The 19301-nt window shown below is 69.7% G+C and carries 10 protein-coding genes; all 10 read left to right on the top strand.

What is annotated here, in order from left to right; genetic code table 11:
- Nucleotides 1-68: 68 nt before the first annotated feature.
- Complete coding sequence (locus O7632_RS26905) at nt 69-8198, top strand: type I polyketide synthase (RefSeq protein WP_278118305.1); 8130 nt, start codon at nt 69-71, stop codon at nt 8196-8198.
- On the top strand, nt 8195-9295 hold the full coding sequence (locus O7632_RS26900; protein ID WP_278118302.1) for a hypothetical protein: 1101 nt from the start codon (nt 8195-8197) through the stop codon (nt 9293-9295). The genes O7632_RS26905 and O7632_RS26900 overlap by 4 nt, the downstream gene beginning before the upstream one ends.
- Entirely contained in the window at nt 9292-11214 is a 1923-nt protein-coding gene (locus tag O7632_RS26895) for an FAD-dependent oxidoreductase (protein WP_278118300.1), read from the top strand. Before O7632_RS26900 ends, O7632_RS26895 begins: the two co-directional genes overlap by 4 nt.
- Before the next feature lie 182 nt (nt 11215-11396).
- Nucleotides 11397-12377, top strand: a complete 981-nt coding sequence (locus tag O7632_RS26890) for an NAD(P)-binding domain-containing protein (RefSeq protein WP_278118298.1) — start codon at nt 11397-11399, stop codon at nt 12375-12377.
- A gap of 26 nt (nt 12378-12403) precedes the next feature.
- Entirely contained in the window at nt 12404-13816 is a 1413-nt protein-coding gene (locus O7632_RS26885; RefSeq protein WP_278118296.1) for an aminotransferase, read from the top strand.
- 13 nt (nt 13817-13829) lie between these two features.
- The gene (locus tag O7632_RS26880; RefSeq protein WP_278118294.1) at nt 13830-15326 is read left to right on the top strand and encodes a diaminopimelate decarboxylase; all 1497 of its coding nucleotides are present in this window, start codon (nt 13830-13832) and stop codon (nt 15324-15326) included.
- Between the two features lies 1 nt (nt 15327).
- Entirely contained in the window at nt 15328-16269 is a 942-nt protein-coding gene (locus O7632_RS26875) for a hypothetical protein (protein ID WP_278118292.1), read from the top strand.
- Nucleotides 16266-17327, top strand: a complete 1062-nt coding sequence (locus O7632_RS26870) for a TauD/TfdA family dioxygenase (protein WP_278118290.1) — start codon at nt 16266-16268, stop codon at nt 17325-17327. Before O7632_RS26875 ends, O7632_RS26870 begins: the two co-directional genes overlap by 4 nt.
- The gene (locus tag O7632_RS26865) at nt 17324-18529 is read left to right on the top strand and encodes a phosphoserine transaminase (RefSeq protein ID WP_278118289.1); all 1206 of its coding nucleotides are present in this window, start codon (nt 17324-17326) and stop codon (nt 18527-18529) included. The genes O7632_RS26870 and O7632_RS26865 overlap by 4 nt, the downstream gene beginning before the upstream one ends.
- Nucleotides 18526-19299 (top strand): inositol monophosphatase family protein, encoded by a 774-nt coding sequence (locus tag O7632_RS26860; protein ID WP_278118287.1) that lies wholly within the window; start codon nt 18526-18528, stop codon nt 19297-19299. Before O7632_RS26865 ends, O7632_RS26860 begins: the two co-directional genes overlap by 4 nt.
- Nucleotides 19300-19301: the final 2 nt, after the last annotated feature.

The raw sequence follows: 19301 nt of genomic DNA, 5'->3' as shown, positions 1-19301 counted from the left end.
GTGATGGCGCGTAAAGATCATCTCTGCCGACCACGTGGGGGAGCGCCGGCTTGCTACGGTCCGCACGAGTGCCCGGCCCGACCTCTGGCGTCGAAGCGTCGATCCTCTCTCGACGTGAGGACGTCGCCCTACGGCTCATCGCGTTCCCGCATGCCGGCGGAACTCATTCCATCTTCTCCGGTTGGCCTGCTGACCTGCCCGACGATGTCGAACTCGTCTCGTTTTCCCTACCGGGCAGAGGTACCCGACGACACGTCGCCCCCTATCGACAGTGGCAGCCGATGGTCAGCGACCTCCTCGCGATGCTGGACGGCATCGACGACGGCACACCGTTCGCCTTCTTCGGCCATAGTTTCGGTGCCTTGACCGCCTTCGAGGTCTGTCGTCAGTTGCGCCAGGCAGGCCGCCGTCAGCCCGAGATCCTCTTCCTGTCCGCGCACCGGGCGCCACACGTGCCTGCCGGCGAGAACCGCCACACCCTTGACGACGACGACTTCGTCGAGCTCGTACGCGCATGGGGACTCGTGCCCGACGACCTGCTCGCCGACCGGGACCTACTACGGCTCGTCCTGCCCCCGCTGCGCGCCGACCTCCAGCTCGACGAGACCTATCCGTGTCGGACCGGCGGGGACACCGGCGAGCGGCTCGAAGTCGCCTGTGTCGTGTACGGCGGCGCCCAGGACCGCACGGTCGACCTGGCCGACCTGCACGCCTGGCGCGAGCATGTCGCCGACACCGCGCCGTACACCGTCGAAACCTTTCCCGGCGGTCACTTCTACACCGTCAGTGCCCAGCGCGCACTGCTGGCCAGCGTCAGCCGACACCTCGACCAGGTGCGAACCCGGGTCGGTCCGTCGATCGTGATGGCCGATCGCGGCTACCAGCCGCACGCCGCAGGTAGCCTGTGGGACCGGTTCCAGGCGCAGGTGGCGGCGACCCCTGAAGCGCTGGCCCTGGTCGACGAGCCCCGGACCTGGACCTACCGCGAGCTCGACCGGGACGCCACGGCGGTGGCCGCGAGCATCGTCGCGTGTGGGCTCGACAAAGGCGACGTGGTCGGTCTGCTCCTGCCGCACTCCGCCGAATACTGTCTCGCCCTGCTCGGCTGCTTCGGCCTCGGCACGCCCGCCTGCCTGCTGGACAAGAACTGGCCGGCGTCACTACTCGCGCAGTTCCTCGACAGCGCGGGCGTGCGAGCCGTCGTGACCACCGCTGAACTCGCCGGCCTCCTCCCGGACGCCTACCAGGCCCCCGAACGTCTCGTGCTCCTGGGCGGCACGTCACCGACGGACCCGTTCACCCGGGCCGACCAGGGACCTGCGGCGGCCCCGGCCCGGCAGGTGAGCTTCCCGTACGTCGATCCGGCCGACACCGCGCTGATCTCCATGACGAGCGGGACGTCCGGGACCCCGAAGGCGGTGGTGAACTCCCACCTCGGCTGCCTCTACTGCTTCGACGCCCGGTACGCGCTCTACCCGTACCAGGAGTCGTCTCGCGAAGGGCTCAACGTGTTCTTCGCCTGGGAGTGTCTGCGGCCCCTGCTGGTGGGCAAACCCGCCGTGGTGATCCCGGACGCCCACATCGTTGATCCGGTACGGCTCGTGCGTACCGTCGCCGACCATGGTGTCACGCGCCTCGTCGTCACGCCGTCCCTGCTGGAAAGCGTGCTGGACCACCAGACCGCCGGACCGTCGCTGGCCGACCAACTGCACCACCTGGAGCTGGTGTTCCTGATGGGCGAGGTCGTCCCCACCCGGGTCGTCGACAAGGCCGCCGCGCTGCTGCCCGGTCACGTACGGCTGGTGAATGCCTACAGCACCTGGGAAAGTCTGGACGTGTCGTACGCGGATCTGTTGCCGCGCCCGACCGACGACGCCGCACGCCCGGTGCGGCCGTCGGCCTACGCGCCGGTGGGCCGCGTCCTGGACGGTAGCGCCGCCGTCCTGCTCGGCGACGACGGACGCCCCGTTCCCTACGGGGGTGTCGGAGAACTCCACGTCGCCGGTCCCGGCGTCGCCGTCGGCTATCTGAACGACCCGGAGAAGACCGCGCAACGATTCGTGCCGTGCCCGCCCGCTCTCGCCGGATCGTCGTTCGCCGGCGCGACCTTCTACCGAACGGGTGACCGTGCCCGGTTGCTGCCCGAGGGCGCACTGGAGATCCTGGGCCGCGTCGGAGACGTGGTCAAGATCCGCGGATTCAAGGTGTCACTGCGTGCCGTCGAACACGTTCTGAGCGGCCAGCCGGGCGTTTCGCGGGTCGTGGTGCGGCCGATGACGGACACCCACACCGGTCAGCCGAACGGACTGGTGGCATACGTTGTCGGCGACGACGGCGCCCCGTCGCGGACCACTCTCGCGCGGCTGCGACAGCGGGCCAGGAACGACCTTCCCGAGTACGCCAGACCGCGGCGCGTGATCGGACTCGACGCCCTGCCGATCAGCCGCGGCAGTTCGCGTAAGCTCGATCTGTCCGCGCTGCCCGCGCCGGACGACACGACAACCGCGATCGACACCACCACCGCCGCACTCGACGACACCGCGTTCGACGCCGTCGCCGGTTCGGGCGGCAGCGCCGGGCCAGAGCCGGCCGGGCCGGCCGCCATGATGCGGCAGCGGCTCGCCGCCGCCTGGCAGGAAGTGCTGGGAATCCCACCGCCCGCGCCGGACGACAACTTCTTCGACGTCGGCGGTGACTCGCTCAGCGCCGCCCGGTTGTCCGGCTTGCTCGCGCAACGGTACGGAATATCGCTGCCGGTGATCGAGGTCTTCCAGTTCAGTACGTTGCGCGCCATGGCGGCCCGATGCTCCGGTACCGCCGCGCCGGTCGCGACCCCCGTCGGCCAACCTCGGCGATCCGGCCCGGCCGCGCCGACGACGAAGGTGGCGATCGTCGGGATGTCCGGGCGGTTCCCCGGTGCGAAGACCATCGACGAGTTCTGGGCGAACCTGACGATGGGCGTCGACTCCCTCACGGTGTATCCCACCGACCGGCTACGTGACAAGAACGTCCCGGACGGGGCCCTCGACCATCCACAGTGGGTAGGCGTCGGGCAGGTCATCGACGACGTCGACGCGTTCGACGCCGAATTCTGGGGGATCGGCCAACGGGAAGCCCTGCTGATGGATCCTCAGCACCGCGTGTTCATCGAGGTGGCGTGGGGGGCGCTCGAACAGGCCGGGTACGCGCGGCGCGACAATCCGTACCGCCACCGCACCGGCGTCTTCGCCGCCTGCGGCATCGACGGATACCTGGTCCATCACCTCCAGGGTGGCGGCTTGACGCAGCCGTTGGACCCGGCCGGGCTGTTCCTGACCGAGATCGGCAACGAGAAGGACTACATCGCGACCCGGGTGGCGTACCTGCTGGATCTGGGCGGTCCGGCGGTCACGGTGACGTCGGCGTGCAGCAGTGGCCTGGTCGCCGTCGCGTCGGCGGCGCAGTCCATCATGACCGGGCAGTGCGAGATGGCGATCGCCGGAGCGTCGTCGATCAATTTTCCCAACTTCGGCTACCGCTACGAGGAAGGCCTGGTGGGAAGCATCGACGGACGGGTCCGTCCGTTCGACGCCGACGCGAGTGGAACGCTGTTCGGCGACGCGGTCGGCGCGGTCGTGCTCAAACGCCTCGACGACGCGATCGCTGACGGAGATCATGTCTGGGCCGTCCTCACCGGCTTCGGCGTGTCCAACGACGGACGGATGAAGGCCGGCTACACCGCGCCGAGCGCCAGTGCTCAGGCCCGGTGCATCTCCGACGCCATGTCGATGGCCGGGGTGACCGCCGAGCAGATCTCCTACGTGGAGTGTCATGCGACCGCGACCCACGTCGGAGACGCCATCGAGCTCGCCGGACTACGCGAGGCGTTCGATCGCCATCGTGACGGTGCCGGCCCGACCACCGGCAGCTGCGCGATCGGCAGTGTCAAGGGCAACATCGGCCATGCCAACTGCGCCGCCGGGATCACCGGCCTGATCAAGGCGGTGCTGTGCCTGCACCACCGAGCACTCGTACCGACGGTGAACTACGCGACGCTCAACCCGAAACTGGTCGACCTGGTCGACTGTGACGGATCACCTTTCGTCGTCCAGGAGAGCTACGGGGACTGGACGGTGTCCGATCCCGCCACCCAGCTGCCGCGCCGGGCCGGCGTCTCCAGCTTCGGCATCGGTGGCACGAACGCGCACGTCATCCTCGAAGAAGCGGCACCGCACGAGACCGCGTCGCAGGGTTCCCCGGGCACCGGCGAGCGTCGACCGTCGCCGGGTACGCCGCATCTGCTGACCGTTTCGGGGGCCGATGAACGGGCGGCCCGACGCAACGCGGCGCGGCTCACCCGGTTCCTCACCACACTGCCGGCAGACGAGGTTGGCCCGGCGATCGACGTCGCGCGGCTGACCCGGCCGGCGCACGCCGTACGGGCCAGCGCCGTCGTGACCGCAGAGTCGGTGTCCGGCGCGGATTCGGTCCGTCTCGACGCCCGGCTGCTGGCCGGTCTCGGCCGGCCGGCCCGGGCGGGTACGGTCGCCTTCTGTTTTCCCGGACAGGGGTCCCAGGTCGCGGGTATGGCGCGTGGCCTCTATCGGGGACGGGTCGACGGCGGCCGGTTCCGCCGCCACTTCGACGCCGCCTGCCGAGGTTTGGCCCGGAACCTGCCCGCCGATCCGGCCGAGGCGATTCTCGGTGCCGACGACCAGACGGTGCGACGTCCCATGATCACCCAGTGCGGGCTGTTCGCCGTGGAGTACGCGCTCGCGGCGACGCTCGTCGACATCGGCGTGCGTCCGGTGGCGGTGGCCGGTCACAGCGTCGGCGAGTACGCCGCCGCGGTGCTGGCCGGTGTGCTGACTCTCGATGAGGCGACGCGACTGGTGGCGGCACGCGCCCAGGCGACCGAGGCGCTACCGGGCGCCGACGCGGCCGACTCCGCGCTCGGCGGGATGCTCAGCGTCGTCGGTGACGAGCAGCGGCTGCACGACTGGCTGGTCGCCCGTTCCGGTCTCTGGCTCGCCGTGGTGAACGCGCCGGGACGAGTGGTGTTGTCCGGTACGCCGGCCGCGCTGCGGCGGGCCCTGGAAGACTTGCCGACCTTGGGCTTCACATGTCGGCCGGTCCCGGTGTCGCATCCGTTCCACAGTGACTTGCTGGCCCCGGTGGCCGAGCGGCTGCGCACGGCGGCGGCCGACATCCCGGCCCGGCCGGCCGCGATACCGATGGCCAGCAACCTGACCGGCACCTGGCTCGACGCCGCGTACCAACCGGCCAGGTATTGGGGTGACCACGCGGTCTCCACCGTTCGGTGGCGCGACAACGTGGAAACGCTGCTCAAGTGGACGCCCGACGTGCTGGTGGAGGTCGGACCGGGCGGTGTGCTCACCACCCTGGCCAGGAAGTGCCTGGAACCGCGCGACGGTGCCGGCGACGGGCGTGGACCCGTCTCCGAGCCGGTCAGCCTCCTGCACGACCCCCGCGATCCGCACCGCGACGACGGCGAGATCCTGCTGGCGGCGATCGGCCAGTTGTGGTGCCACGGCGTCGACGTCGACTTCAGGGCGCTGCGCGCTACCGGGTCCGGGTCACCGGCGCGGTCCGTCGTGCGGCATCGGCTACCCACGTACGAGTTCGAACGGACCCGGTACTGGACCAGGCCGGAGGCGTCGATATACGTCGGTGGGGTGGTGGCGGCCGGCCCGGGCTCCGTCGGCGACGCCAGCCCCGTGGTCGAGCCTGCTGGCACCGCCGAAGGGGCCGACACCGACGGTACGGCGGCAGCTGCCCGGATTGTCCGGTTCGTGACCAGGCCGGCCGCCACGGTGACGCTCTATTGTTTTCCGTACGCGGGTGGCGGCTCGACCGCTTTCCAGTCGTGGGCACACGCGGCCCCGACGTGGCTGGACATCGTGGCGGTGGATTTGCCAGGACGCCCCGCGTCACCGGCCGCCGATGACGCCGACCTGCCGGCCGCCGACGACGCCGACGTGCGGATGCTGGCCCGACTCGCCGCTGGTATCCGGGCGGACGCCGGAGACCGCGCGGTCGCCTTCTGCGGCATGAGCTTCGGGGCCTCCCTGGTGCTCGACCTGCTTGGCGGCCCGCTCGCCGACTGGGCACACGCCCGGCGGGTGAGCCTGCTCTGCCTCGTCGGCCGAGCCCCGATCGTTCCGGGAGTCGACGTCGGCGACGAGCCCGTGGACAGCTACCTGATGGCACCGGAAGAGATCCGCGACAATCCGCAGTGGACAAGGTCGGTGCTGCCGGTCCTCCGAGCGGATCTGGCCGCCGATGCCCGCGCCGAGCTGCGGATCCGGCGGCGTCAGGCGGCACACGGGGCAGCGCTGGTCGATGCCCCGGTGCAGGTGCACTGCGGTACGCGCGACCCGTCCTTAGCAGCCGGGTCGGCGCGGGACTGGGCAGCGATCACCACGAATGTGATCACCGACGTGCGATGCCACGACGGTGCGCACGACTTCATGGTCCGCGAGCGGGCGGGCATCCTTGACGGAATCGTCTCGCTGATCGAGCGACTCGACCCGATCCTCGGCGGGGCGGACGACCGGGCGGTGGACCTGTGCGCCGAGGTGAACTGGGTGCCGGTCGCCTCGCCGAGCGCCGTCGCGCCGACCGTCGCCACCCGGTGCCTCGACGTCTGGGCCGGCACGACCACGGACGGGGTCCGGTTCGTGCGGGACACCCTGACCGCCCCCGACGCGCGGGTCGCGCTGCTGTGTCGGAGCGCGCCGGGACGCACGCTGGTCCAGCACGCCACCCGGCTGCTCGACCTGCTCCGCGCGGTGGCCGACGCGGAGGTACGCGGACGGCTGGTGGTGGTCGTGCCGGCCGACGCGGCCAGCGGGATCGTGAGTGGACTGACCCGGTCGCTGGCACAGGAGGAACCGGGGCTCACCGTCCAGCGGATCCACGTCGACACCTGGCCGGCGGACGGCGTGGGGGACCGGCCGGCGGACGGCGTCGCCGTACCGGACGGGTCCGCTGCCGGAACGGGCCAAGACCTGCTCAGCCGGATCCTACGACTCGCGGCGGCGCACCCGGAGGAAGACGATCTGCTCTATCGCGGCGGTCTCCTGTTCGCCCAACGGCTGCAGTCGGTCGCCGTACCGCGGCTGCCGGCGGGGACGCTCGGTGCCACCACCGGCCGGTATCTGCTCACCGGTGGCACCGGTGGCCTCGGCCGGGTGGTCACCGACTGGCTCATCCAGCACCAAGGCGTACCGCCCGAGCGGATCGTCGTGTCCGGCCGGGCCGACCGGGGTGATCTACGGCCGGGTATCCGATTCGTCGAGCTGGACCTGGCCGCACCGATCGACCCGGCGGCGGTCGCGGCCGTCACCGGTCCGCTCGATGGCGTCTTTCACCTGGCCGGAACACTCGACGACGGCGTCGTGCGCAACCTGACCGGGGAGCGGCTCGCCGGGGTGCTCGCCCCGAAGCTCGCGTTGTCCCAGCTGGTCGACGTCGGTCGGGTGGCGGGCGCGGGATGGGTCGTGGCGTTCTCCTCGACCAGCGGGCTGCTCGGCGTACCCGGCCAGGCGAACTACGCTGCCGCGAACGCGTGGATGGACACCTACGCGATGTGGTCGACGCCGTCCGGTGGTCCGCACGTGGTCACGATCGCCTGGGGAAGCTGGGCGGCGGCCGGGATGGCCGCGCGCAGCGCAAAGGCGGTGGAGGCGGCGCGGGTCAGCGGGGAAACCCCGGTACGGACCAGCGTCGGGCTGACCCTGCTCGGTGGGGTGCTCGCCGCCACCCTCGCTGGCGGCGCGACCCGGCGCAACCTGGTCGTCTGCGACATCGAGTGGCCGCGTTCGCCGTGGGCGCGACTGCCGCTGATCTCGGCGGTCGCCGACGCCCGTCGGATCGCCGGCCGGCGGTTCTCGGGTGACCGGTTCCCTGCCGAGGGCACCACCACCACCGCTGAACGGAGCGCCGCCGGCCCGGAGCCGGTCGACGGCACCGACGACGTCCGAGCCTTCCTGAGCAGGTACGTGCACCGATGGGACGAGTCGAAGAGGCTGACCGAGCTTGGGCTTGATTCGCTGGACTTCGCCCGGATCAGGGGGGACTTCGCCAGCTCGTTCGGCGCGGAAGTACCGCTGGCGGTGATCGCGAAACCCGACCAGCGGCTCGGCGATCTGCACGGGGTGCTCGCCGGCTACCAGCCAGACAGGACCAACCGATGATCGCAGCCGTCGACACCCGCCTCGATCCGATCCTGCGGTCGGTCGTCGACGGTGCCGCCATCGGCGGGCGCGAGCTGGCGGTCCTGGTCGAGACGATCCGGCAGGATCCGGTCTCAGGGCTGCTCGTCGGGGAAGGAAACGACGGGCCGTGGACAGCCGTGACAGCCGAGCGCCAGCTGCACACCCTGCGGCGGGTGTGGCCGGCGTTCGCTCGGTGGTGGCGAGCGTACTTCTCCACCGACGGCACCCCCGTACCGCTGGTCGAGCTGTGGCGGCTGTACCTTCCGCTCGCCGAGTGGATCGTGACGCGCAAGCGGCGGCGGCGCTCCAACGAGCTCTACGTCGTCGGCTTCAACGGCAGCCCGGGTGCCGGCAAGACGGTGCTGACCAACGCGCTGGCGGTCGTGCTCGACGAGCTGCTCGACGCGGACACGGAGGGACGGGCGGTGGCGCGTAGCGGCGACCACTGGTACCTCGGGCGGCGCGAACGCGAACTGCTCGTCGCCGACGGATACGACCCGGGGGTGCCGGGGGTGTCGAACCGGTCGCTGCCGGGCACCCACGACCTCGCCTGGCTGCTGCGGAATCTGCGGGAGATGGAGCACAGCCACCCAGGCAGCGTGATCAGGATGGCCAACTTCGACAAGAAGATCGACGACCATCCGTCCGGGCCGGACCGCTGGTTCGAGGTACGGGGAACGATCGGCGTTCTGCTGTTCGACCTCTGGTTCGCCGGGGCGGACACCACGGTGGATCCGCTGGCGGTGCCGGACGGGCTTCGTCGGCGGGTCGCCGAGCACCTGCGTTCGTGGCGACCGGTGTTCGACCGGATGGACGCCCTCTGGTGCTTCGACTGGCCGTCGTTCGAGCAGATGGTGCGGGAACGTGAAGCGCAGGAGCAACTGGTCGAGCGGTGGCGCGGGGCCCGTGGCATGGGACGGGACCACATCCGCGCGTTCATGGCGTACATGATCGACAGAGCGTGGGACTGGCAGGTGACCTCGCCGATTCCACCCGACCGGGCGATCACCTTCCGGGCTCGGCGCGACACCGACCATCGGGTGATCGCACTACATCGAGGAGGTCGAGCATCGTGATCGAGGCGAGGCACACCGGGCCGGCGGCCCACTCGTTCGCCATGTCGGACGTCGTGCGCCAGTATCGGCAGCTGGCCGAGGAGTCGGGGACCCAACCCGATCGCGTGTACGACACGGTGGTCATCGGCGGCGGGGCGGCGGGCGCCGGGGTGCTCCGTGACCTCGCCTCCCGGTCCAACGCCAGCGCTATCCTGGTCGAGCGCGGCACGTTCGGGGGCGAGACGTCCAGCAAGACGGGCAAGGCGATCCATCCTGGCATCCGTTACCTGCGGATGGCGTTCCACCGGCTGCTGCTGGCGGCCCGCCTGCGCCGCGACCCCAAGATCAAGCAGTCGTTCACGCAGAACCTGCGGGGAGCCTGGCTGGATCTACAGCTCGTCTGGTACGGCACCCGGGAGCGCAAGATCCTGCTCGAAACCAGTCGCCGGACGGTGGACGAGATCCCCAACGTCGTGTTCGTCCTGCCGGACAGCCCCGAAAAGAAGTGGTCGGTGTTCTTCGGCATCTCGCTTTACGACGCCTTCGCCGCACTGTGGGCCTGGGTGAGTTTCGTTCCCCGGTTCAGCCGGGTGAAACTGTACTGGAACAAGGAGTCGCTGCACCGGGCCCTGCCCAACCTGGCCGCCGACGACGTGCTCGGGGGCATCAGGTACTGGGAAGGCAAGGCGAACAACGACAAGGTCCTGGTGGTGAAGGCGATCCGCGACGCCTACTATCGGGGCACCGAGACGCATCCCATTCGCGCACTGTGTCATGTCGAGGTCGCACACTACGAGTGGACGGACGACCCCGCCGGCGGCCACTTCCTGGTGACGCTGGCCCGGCGTTTCGCCGACGACACACTGCCGACGGAAATCACCGTCAAGGCCCACACGATCACCAACGCCGCCGGCCCGTGGATCGACCAGGCCCGCAGCCGGACGGCGCAGCCGGACGGGCGAACGTCGGTGGTCTACTCCCGGGGCTCGCACCTGGAGGCGACGAATCGGTTCATCCACGAGAGCCTGTCAGCGGATCCGGCGCTGCAGGTCGGGCTGGTGCCGCTCAACGCCGTACGCCAGCACTACCTGCGGCCGTTCCATCAGCACGGCCTCTGGTACATCCAGTGCACCACCACCGACCGGGCGCACGTCGACCCCGACCTCGTCGTTCCCGAGGAAGACGAGATCGAGGAACTCCTGCACTCCTACAACGCTTTGGTGAGCGACCAGTGGAAGATCGGTCGACGGGACATCTTCAACGTCTTCTGCGGAATCCGGCCACTGGCGTCGAACGACGGCGGCGAGATAGCCGTACAGGACATCTCCCGGATGTTCCGGATCACGGTTCGGCGTCAGGGCGGCGGTGCCATCTACGACATGATCAACGTGAAGCTCACCGAGTTCCGGTGGGCGGGCCGGGAAGTCGCCGCGCACATCGCTCGGGAGCTGCGCCGCAAGGGCGTCAAGCGGCTCGGACGGTCGACCACGCAGCGGCTGGATTTCCTGGCCGTACCGGAGGATGACCGGTACGCGCCGCACAGCGCCCCACCGGCTCGACGGGATCCACAGTTCCTGCGGAAAAAGGTCGCCCACCACGTCCATCATCTGATGGCCACCAGCTACGCGGACTACCTGCTGAACTTCGGTGGGATCCGGGACGCCGTGGTGTTCGACGACGCCGGTCGCTGTGACCTCGACCTCGACGTCCTCGATCTGGCGCTGCGCGAGATGGGTGAGCTGCTGGCCTGGTCGGGGCAGCGGCGCGAAGCCGAGTTCGCGCGGCTCGCCGAGGTCTACACCCGCAACATGCGCTTCGCGGATCTCGGCGCACGCATCCGGGAACACCGACCGGCGGCCCTGTCCGCGCAGGTCGAGCACCCTGTCCACCAGATGTCCCCGGTTCCCGCCGAGCGCGTCCGGGCCGGCGGGATCGACTGACCGACCAGAATCCGAGCAATCCACCAGAACCCGGGCAACCGGCCGACCCCGACACCTGTCCCTTCCGACTCCCGGTACCCGTGTCCGCCCACCGGCGCGATGACGCACGACCACGCGTGATGGCGCGCGGCGACGGTGGCAGGCCCTCCACACGTACGTCTGAATACGGAGAGTGGTCAGGAATGTACTTCGACAGAGACGCGAGCCTCGACGACGTCGACGGCGAGCTCGTGGCCGTGATCGGCTACGGCATCCAGGGCAAGGCGTTCGCTGCCAATCTGCGCGACAGCGGACTTCAGGTGATTGTCGGCAATCGCGCCGACGAGTACCGTGCGGCCGCTGTCGGCGACGGCTTCGACACCAGGCCGATCGCGGCGGCGGTCCGCGCCGCGTCGATCGTGCTGCTGCTGATTCCCGACGAGGCGCACCCCGAGGTGTACGACACGGACATCGCGCCGTACCTCGCCGAGGGCGCCCTGTTCGTGGTGGCGCACGGATTCTCCATCCGGTACGGACGCATCGCGCTGCCGCACGACGTCGACGTGGCGCTGCTGGCACCCAAGATGTTCGGTAAGCCCATCCGGCAGCGTTACCTCGACGGCGGCGGGGTGCTCGCCTTCGTCGACGTTGTCCAGGACGCCACCGGTACGGCCCGGCGCCGCACGCTCGGCGTCGCCAAGGCGGTCGGCTTCACCCGGTACGGCGTACTGCCGGTGACACACGCGGTGGAGACCGAGCTCGACCTGTTCCAGGAGCAGTTCCTGACCCCGTTGCTGCTGGACGCCTGCCGAATGGCCTTCGAGGTGCTGGTGGAAGCCGGCTACGACCCCGTGCCGGCGCTGCTGGACATGCACGCCTCCGGCGAGATGGCGGAGATGATGGTCGAGGCGGCGACGACCGGCCTGTACGAGGTGATCGAGCAGCAGGGCTCGCCGACCTGCCGGTTCGGTGTCCAGCGCTACCTCGGCAAAGTGATCGGCGACGAGGTCAGGGCCAAGGGGCGCGCGATCCTTGCCGACATCCGCGACGGTGGCTTCGTCGAGGCGCTCGCGAGGGAAGGCGAGGCGAACTACCCGAGTCTCGTCGATTACCAGGCCATGTACCGGGCCAGTGCCGTCACCGCCGCCCACGACAGCTATCGCGCGATCCTCGGCACGCGGTAGCGGTCGGCCGAGCGAGAGGAAAGGTCGTGTCGAACCCCACCCAGGACATCAACGGTACGCGGGCCTCGACGTCGTCACCCGTAGCCATGGACGCCCGCCACGTACTGCACCCGTGGGCGGATCTGCGCACGCTGGGCCGTGCGGAGTCGCTCCTCGTGTCGCAGGCCACCGGCGTCGAAGTGGTCGACAGCGAAGGTCGACGATATCTCGACGCCATCGGCGGCATGTGGTGCGTCACGGTCGGCTACGGCCGACACGAGCTCATCGAGGCGATGACCGAACAGGCCCGCCGGATGCCGTACTACACGCCGTTCGGCGACGTGGGCAGCGAACCAGCGGCTCGGCTCGCCGCCACCCTGGCCGAGCTGGCACCGGGCGACCTGAACCGGGTGCACTTCACCACCGGCGGGTCGACAGCGGTGGAGTCCGCCGTCCGTATCGCCCACTACTACTTCGCCAGTCAGGGGCGGCCCGAGAAGCATCACGTCCTGTCACTGGAGAACGCCTACCACGGCAGCACCTACCTCGCGGCGTCGCTGTGCGGCAAGAGCGCCGACCGGACCGACTTCCGCTACGAAACCGACTGGATCCACCACCTCGACTGCCCGGTGTACGACCCTGACGTGTCCACGGTGACCGCCGCGCAGCGTCTCGATCAGCTGATCACCGGCATGGAATCCGCAATCCGCCGGATCGGTCCGGAGCGCATCGCCTGCTTCATCGCCGAGCCGGTGCTCGCCTCCGGCGGGGTCCTGGTCCCGCCACCCGGCTACCACCAAGCGGCCCGCGAGCTGTGCCGGCGACACGACATCTTGTACATCTCGGACGAGGTCGTCTGCGGCTTTGGCCGGCTCGGCCACTTCTTCGCCGCTGAGGCCCGGTTCGGCATCGTGCCGGACATGCTGGTCACCGCCAAGGGGCTGACCTCGGGTTACCAGCCGCTGGGCGCGGTGCTCGTCGCGGACCACGTCGCCGACACATTGACCCGGTCGGCCGATCCGGCCAAGCCGGTGTTCTCCAACGGATTCACCTACTCGGGTCATCCGGTCGCCTGTGCCACCGCGCTCGCCAACATCGAGGTGATGCGGCGCGACGACATCTGCGGCCACGTCCGCGACGTCGGGCCGTACTTCGTCAGGCGACTACGTGAGCTGCGGTCATCGCCGATCGTGGCCGCCGTACGCGGCGACCACCTGATGGCCTGCGTGGAATGCCAGGTGCCCGGCGAGGACGGACCCACCGACCGCAACCAGGCACTGGCCCGCTGGGTGGACCAGTACTGCGAGACGTCCGGCCTACTAGTGCGGCCGTACGAGAACCTCTGCATCATGTCGCCACCATTGGTCGTCACGAGAGGCGAGATCGACCGGATCGTGGCGATCATGGCCGAGTCGCTCGCCCGGGCCGAGCACGACCTGAACACCGGCGACCTCAGCTAGGGACGGGTACAGCATGAAAGCACCCCCCGCAATCCTCGACTGTCGTGGCCTGTCGCCGGCGCTGACCGTACTGCGGATCAAGCAGGCCGTGGTCACGAGCCGCAGCCCTGACCCGCTGCTGCGGGTCGCGCTGGGACCCGACTGTGAATCCCAGCGAATCTCCGACGCACTGGCCGATCTCGCCGGCCGGGTGCGCTACGTCCGTGCCGACCAGGACAGCGGACCGGACACGCCACCCTGGTGGCAGCGCGACGACCTGCGTTACCGGGACGGCCGGCTCCACCTCGGCGATACCGACCTGGAGGAGCTCGCCGCCCAGGTCGGCACCCCCACGTACGTGCACCGGACCGCCCGCGTTCGGGACAACATCCGGCGAGTCGCGGCGGCGCTGTCGGACGCGGGAGTCGACCACCGCATCTACTACGCCATCAAGGCGAACCGCGCCCCTGCGCTGCTGGCCTACCTGCGCGCCCACGACCTGTGCGGAGTCGACGTCTGCTCCATCGGGGAGCTGAGACACGTACTCGCCTGTGGGTTTCCGGTCGAAACCATCTCGTACACCGGGACGTCGTTGTCCGTGCGCGACATCGACGCCCTGTCCCGGTTCGCCGATCTGCGGATCAACGTGGACTCGGTGTCGTCGCTGGCGCGGCTTGGTCGGGCCTGTCCGGGTCGGGACGTCGGCCTGCGGATCAACCCGGCCGTCGGCGTCGGCTACCAGGACAACGACCTGCTCAACTACAGCGGCGGTGCCACCACCAAGTTCGGCATCTACCGGGAACACCTCGACGAGGCGGCGGCGATCGCCCGGCAGTGGGGGTTGCGCGTCGTGCGGCTGCACATGCACGTCGGATGTGGTTATCTCGACGGGCAACTCGACCAACTCGCCGCCGCGTTCGACGCGGCCGACGAGTTCGTCGCCGCCTTCGGCGAGGTGCGGGAGATCAACGTCGGGGGCGGTCTCGGTGTGCCGCACACCCCAGAGGACACGCCGCTGGACCTGACCGCCTGGGCGGAGACGATCGCCGACCGGTTCGCCGCCAAGGGCCTGCGGGTCGCGGTCGAACCGGGTGACTACGTCGCCAAGGACGCCGGGCTGCTGCTGACCACCGTCACCTCGGTCGAACAGCGGCGCGATGTGCGGTTCGCCAGTCTCGACGCGGGTTTCAACCTGGCGATGGAGCCGGTCTTCTACGGGCTGCCCTGCGAACCGGTCGCCGTCGCACCCCGATGGGGAGAAGACGAGGTCACCTACACGGTCGTCGGCAACATCAACGAGTCACTCGACGTCTGGGCAACCGACCAGCGGATGACCCGGCTGTGCGAGGGCGACCGGGTGGCGCTGCTCAACGCGGGGGGATACGCCGCCTCGATGAGCTCCGACCACTGCCGGCGGGGCGGAGCCGGGGAGGTCCTGTTGATCGACGACGATTCGGTGGACCGGTCGGACCGGTCGGACCGGTCGGACCGGTCGCTACCGCCTGCCCGCCGTACGATGGGAGGTCAATGACATGAGCCCCGACATGGTGGTGCCGGTTCAGGAACCGACGCGCCGGTCCGCTGGCCCGATGCCGAACTTCGCCTTCGACCCGCGCGACCCGTGGACGCTGACCTTCCAAGCCGGCCTCCGTCGTGCCGGTCTCGGCGGCAGACGAGTCTACGAGGTCGGGGTCGGCAGCGGTGTGAACGTCGCCTACCTGTTGCGGCACTGTGCGGTGGAACTGGTGCACGGCAGCGACCTCGACCCCCGGCTGACCGGGTTGGCACATCGATTCGTCGCCGAGTCCGTACCTGACCTGCTGGACCGGTTCCACCCGGTCGAAGGCGCGGTGAACCTGCTGGATCCGCCGGCCGCCGCGGCCCGGGCGGCCGGCGCGGACGCGGTCGTCGCGTGCATCCCGCAGGTGCCGGACCCCGGCGACGTGCTGGGTAGGCGATTCGACCTGGGCGCCCCGCCTGCGGCGACCGGGTCGGGGCGGCAGTTGGACGACCACGCAGCGCACTACTACCCATGGGCGGCCTTCAACCGGTATCCGTTCAACGTGGTCGGTCTCGGGCTGATCGAGGCCCTGCTGCGGCGGGTCCGGTCCTGCGCGCCACATGCCCAGGTCATCCTCAACCTCGGCTGCCGGATCGGCAAGGACATCCTGTTGCAGCTGTTCCGTTCCAACGGCTACCGTCCGGAGGAACTGGCGTCCCGGATCGTGCGCCAGGATCGCCGTACCGACATCTCCTTCTTCGTCGGGCTGGAGACCGCGATGCGAGGCACGGGCTACGAACGGGACTTCACCTGCGATTTCTACGCTGATCCACAGGCACGTCAACGGATCAGCGCGTGGGAGGCGCGGCAGCGGCTGACCAACGAGCCCACCCGTCCGGTCTTCCACGAAGTAGTCGTCCTACGTGGACATCCTGAGGGCCCGGACAACGTAGACCACGAGGTGACGATGTGACTACGGTCGACTCGACGGCGGGCGTACCCGCCTTCCACCAGGTCGATCACGGCGAGCCGTTCCGGATACCGGTCCGTGACCGCCCGTTCCTCGCCGGATCGGCGCACCCGTCGTTTCCCGACTTCGTGCCGGACGTCGGGCAGATGATCCCGACCCTACGAGCCGAGTCCGGACCGGACGGTCACCGCACCGCCCTGATCGCCGGAGTGCGGCGCGTCATCGACGAGGCGCTGCCAGTGCACGGCGGGGTCCTGCTGCGCGGTCTGCCGCTGGTCGACCGGACGGACTTCGAGCGGCTGGTGGCTGATCTCGGGTACCCGCGCATGGGTTACCAGGGCGGCATCGCCGTTCGCAAACAAGACTCCGACGTCGCGCTCACCACCACCGAAGAGGATCCGCGGATCACCCTGTCTCCGCACAACGAAATGGCGTACCTGCAGACGTTCCCACGTACGATCCTGTTCTTCTGTGAGCAGGCGGCCGCCACCGGCGGCGAAGTCCCGATCAACGACATCCGGCAGACCACCCGGGATCTTCCGGACGACATCGCCCGAACCTTCCGCAGCCGTGGCATCCGCTACCACCGGAGCCTGCCTGCTGTCTCCTCGCCAGGCCAGATGAGCTGGTCCGACACCTTCGGCACCGACGCCCCGACGGCCGTCGAGCGGCACCTGCGCACCTCCGGGTACGAGTACCAGTGGACCGACACCGGCCAGTTGCGGTACCACTACCGCAGGGAGGCCTTCGTCACCCATCCCGGGACCGGCGAGCAGCTGTGGTTCAACCAGGTCACCGAGCTGCACTGCTCCTACTGGCGGTCGCACCCGGACTTCCCTGCGGATCTGGCCGACCAGGACTACCCGGCGACGACGACGTACGGCGACGGCACCCCGATCGACGAAGACCTGATCGCCGCCCTGCGCGGGCTGCTGTGGCAGTCCACCCGGGCGGTACGGATGCGAGACGGGGACGTGCTCGTGCTGGACAACCAGGTGCTGCAACACGGGCGGTTCGCGTATCAGGGCACTCGGCGGCACTTCGTCAGCCTGGCCGGGTGAGGGCCGCCATGCGGATCTCGCCACCGGCGCCTCCCGTCCGCAAGCCCGCCCGGCCCTGGTTCTCCTCGGGACCCTGCGCGAAGCGGCCAGGTTGGGCACCGGAGCAGCTCCACGACGCCTTCGTCGGCCGGTCCCATCGGCACCCGCAGGGACAGGACAAGCTGCGTGCCGTGATCGAGAAGTCCCGGCAGGTCCTCGGGCTGCCACCGGACTACCGGATCGCCGTCGTTCCCGGCTCCGACACCGGGGCGATCGAAATGGTGATGTGGAACCTGCTCGGTCACACCGGTGTGGCCGTCTGCTGCTGGGAGAACTTTGGCTTCACCTGGTTGGCCGACATCGTGGCGCAACTACGTCTGACCGACGTGCGCGTGCACCGGACGGACGTATACGGAGAGATCCCCGACCTGAGTGCCGTTGATTTCGACCGGGACGTCGTCTTCTGCTGGAACGGGACCACCTCCGGCGTATGTGTCCCCGGAGCCGACTGGATCCCCGCGGAGCGGCGTGGGCTGACCATCTGCGACGCGACCTCGGCGATCTTCGGGATGGAGATCGACTACACCAAGTTGGACGCCATCACCTGGTCCTGGCAGAAGGCGTTGGGGGGAGAGGGCGCCCACGGCATGATCGCACTGTCGCCGGCGGCGGTCGACCGGCTCACCTGTTTCCAGCCGGACCGTCCACTGCCCAAGATCTTCCGGCTGACCCGCGACGGTAAGCTCGACGACGACCTGTTCGACGGCTTCACGATCAACTCGCCGTCGATGCTCGCCGTCGAGGACGTGCTCGACGCGCTCGACTGGTGCGCCGACCTCGGCGGCGCCCCGGCACTCATCGCCCGGTCACGGCGCAACTTCGACCTCGTCCGCCGGTGGGTCCGGGACAGTCCGCACGTGGAGTTCCTCGCCCGCGACCCGGCGACGATCTCGGCGACGAGCATCTGTCTCCGGCTGCGCCACCCGATCCTCGACCAGCTTTCCCGTGCCGAACAGGCCGAGTTCGTCCGCCGGCTGTGCGCCACAGTCGAGGAGAACGGCGCCGGATACGACCTAGCGGCCCACCGGGAGGCACCGCCCGGGATCCGGATCTGGGGAGGCCCGACCGTCGACGCCGCAGACATCCAGGCGCTGTTGCCCTGGGTCGATTGGGCGTTCGCCGACACGCTGCGCCAGGTCGCCACGGAAGGTCGGATCGGATGATCGACACATACACCGCCGAGCTGGTGCGGTTCGCCGAGCAGCTGGCGGATGAGAGCAACCAGCTGCTCGCCGCCGCCCCGACGACCGCCCGGCCCGACAGCAAGGCCGACAACAGTTTCGTCACCGAGGTGGATCGCGCCATCGAGACCCGGCTGCGTGAGTTGATCAGCGACGCCTACCCCGGGCACGGCATCCTGGGAGAGGAGTACGGCGGCGTCGACGTGGACGCGGACGTGACCTGGATCGTGGACCCGGTCGACGGCACCGCCCACCTGGTCGCCGGGATACCGTTGTACGGCACCTTGATCGGAGTGAGCCGGCATGGCCGACCCTGGATCGGGGTGCTCGACTATCCGGCGACCGGTGACCGATGGGTCGGCGTCAACGGTTCGTTCGCCCGGCGTAACGGGCAGCCCGTCCGGACCCGGCCGTGCGCGGACCTGCCAATCGCCCTCGTCACCTGCTCCAATCCCGACTTCTTCACCGCCGAGGAGTTTGAGGCGTTCACCCGGGTCCGTCGGGCCACCCGATACGCCATGTACGGTGCCAGCTCGTTCGCGTACGCCCTGCTGGCCAGCGGTCGGACCGACCTGGTGGTCGACGCCGGGCTGCAGCCGTACGACCTGTTCGCCCCGGCCGCCGTCATCGGCGGGGCCGGCGGTCTGCTGACCGACTGGTCTGGTGCCGATCTGCGGTTGACGTCGCCGGGTCAGGTCCTCGCCGCCGGCGACGGCCGTTTGCACGCCGAAGCGTTGCGGATGCTGAAGTGATC

This window comes from Solwaraspora sp. WMMD406 (assembly GCF_029626025.1).
Taxonomy (GTDB): Bacteria; Actinomycetota; Actinomycetes; order Mycobacteriales; family Micromonosporaceae; genus Micromonospora_E.
The sequence above is the reverse complement of the archived record's forward strand: the minus strand, read 5'-3'. Positions and strand labels throughout refer to the sequence as shown.

Coding starts and splice junctions, on each gene's coding strand:
- O7632_RS26900 (WP_278118302.1), top strand. CDS start 8,195: ATGATCGCAGCCGTCGACACCCGCCTCGATCCGATCCTGCGGTCGGTC.
- O7632_RS26880 (WP_278118294.1), top strand. CDS start 13,830: ATGAAAGCACCCCCCGCAATCCTCGACTGTCGTGGCCTGTCGCCGGCG.
- O7632_RS26875 (WP_278118292.1), top strand. CDS start 15,328: ATGAGCCCCGACATGGTGGTGCCGGTTCAGGAACCGACGCGCCGGTCC.
- O7632_RS26890 (WP_278118298.1), top strand. CDS start 11,397: ATGTACTTCGACAGAGACGCGAGCCTCGACGACGTCGACGGCGAGCTC.
- O7632_RS26860 (WP_278118287.1), top strand. CDS start 18,526: ATGATCGACACATACACCGCCGAGCTGGTGCGGTTCGCCGAGCAGCTG.